Annotated in this window: 2 protein-coding genes; one reads left to right on the forward strand and one right to left on the reverse strand. The window is 52.0% G+C overall.

Annotated elements, in window-relative coordinates; genetic code table 11:
• Positions 1-312: 312 nt before the first annotated feature.
• The gene (locus tag RSK20926_RS21940) at positions 313-1152 is read left to right on the forward strand and encodes a M15 family metallopeptidase (protein WP_037256383.1); all 840 of its coding nucleotides are present in this window, start codon (positions 313-315) and stop codon (positions 1150-1152) included.
• 40 nt (positions 1153-1192) lie between these two features.
• Here the strand turns inward: RSK20926_RS21940 and RSK20926_RS21945 are convergent.
• The coding region (locus RSK20926_RS21945) for a tetratricopeptide repeat protein (protein WP_008210175.1) at positions 1193-1805 on the reverse strand (613 nt) is incomplete at its 5' end.

Raw genomic sequence — 1805 nt, forward strand, 5'->3', positions numbered from 1 at the left:
ACCGAAAGCGCTTCGCCGCTGCTCTGGGCAAAGCCAGGCGCAGACGCCGAAAAAGATACGCAGATAGCAAAGGCGGCAAGAATATTGACGCGGACCATAACTTGTCCCCTGATCTGAAAAGTAACACTCATGTAAGTCTATACCAGCAATCGCATTCTGCCAATGGTCCGCAGGCAGCTGTTCCTCTCGAATGCTTGTTTTTTGGTGGCTTTCGATTTCGCGTCCAATGAGGAGCAGATTGTCTCTGACAAAAGGGTTTACTTGAGGTTTGCTAGCGACTTGAATGAAATGGGTTTTGTACAGAGGTCTTTCATGCGGGTTTTGCCAGCGATCATCGTGTTCTTTGGGTTGCTTTTGGCCCCTGCCGTTTGGATCGGGCTGACCTGGTTGTTGTCAGAGGAAGATTTCCAGGGCGCGGCAGTTGATTCTACAGCTAGAATTGAAATCGAGATGCTGCGCCAGCAGATCGAAGACCTGCAATTGCGACTTTCCGATGTACAAAACGAAGTTGCGCGTCTCCCGATAGGAGGATCTGCAGGTCTTGCGCCCAATGCCTCATCCGCGGAGGCTGAGCGGGAGATTTGGGATCAGACGGAGGGGGCTGATCTGGATTATGCGCAAGTGGTGCTGATCGCGGATCGTCTGAATGTCAACAGAGGGCTACAGGTTACAGGGGGGAAATACCTCACTGAGAAGCTAGGTCGTCCGCGTGAAGATCTAAATGACAACTGTCAGCCCATGACAAATCCCGATCTTAAGGAAAAGCTGGTCACAGAACAGGTTGGACCGATTAGAGTCAGCATGTTGCGCCCCGCCATCGAGAGCTTGAAGGTTGTCTTTGAGAACATTCGCCGGGCTGACCCTGATCTCTACAATCGTATCAATACCGCGGGGGCTCTTTGTGTCCGAAGAATTCGGGGCACCACGAATTCTCTTTCCACCCATAGTTATGGGTTGGCAGTAGATTTGAACATTGACGGGAAACTGGACAACTTCACCGATGGGAAAACACAACTCGGCCTCACCATTATGGCTGACTTCTTCTTTGATGAGGGCTGGGTTTGGGGCGCTGGTTTTCGACGCGAGGATAGTATGCATTTTGAAATCAGTCGCCGTCAGCTAGACAGTTGGATCGCGGAAGGCAGGCTTTAGCATAGACTAGCTAGAGTTCAGTGGCTTGACCATGGAGACATTAATCCTCCAACCCATAGGCCCGACGTATCCCGCGCTGCGTGCCTGGTCCAAAATCACCGTCAATGGTACCTTGGTAAAAACGCTTTTCCTTGAGTTTCTTTTGCAGCTCTTTGCGTGTGCTGCCTGTAAACATATTGGGGCGTTCGCTCAGCAAATTCAGCACATCCGAGCTGCCAGAGCGCAGAGCAGCATAGAGAAAATGCGCCGCTTCCTTGGACCCTTTCCCAGGTACCAGCCCATCGTCGATCAAAGCAGCATAATTGAACTGGGCCTGCGGGTGACGTAGCTCCGCCGCACGCCTGAAGAACTCATAAGCTCTCTTTGGATTTGGAGGAAGTCCAAGCCCGCCCTGGTGGTGAAGGAAACCCAAATCATTGATTGCATCCGCAAAATTCTGACGCGCCGCAGCTTGGTACAGTTCAAGAGCTTTTGCCGAATCTGCGTTCACCCCTATTCCTTGTTCATAAAGTTTAGCCAGCTCGAACTGTGCTTCAGGAGCGCCCGCATCGGCAGCTCGTTTTAGTAAATCGACAGCAGCAACAGGATCGAACTGGCCGGCATTGGGGTTGAGTCGCATATATGCGAGCCCGAGCATGGACCTGGTGTCGCCC

It is taken from the genome of Roseobacter sp. SK209-2-6 (assembly GCF_000169455.1).
Taxonomy (GTDB): Bacteria; Pseudomonadota; Alphaproteobacteria; order Rhodobacterales; family Rhodobacteraceae; genus Pseudophaeobacter.

What these genes read in the sequence shown, in the direction of transcription:
- RSK20926_RS21940 (WP_037256383.1), top strand. Translation starts at nt 313, where the DNA reads ATGCGGGTTTTGCCAGCGATCATCGTGTTCTTTGGGTTGCTTTTGGCC.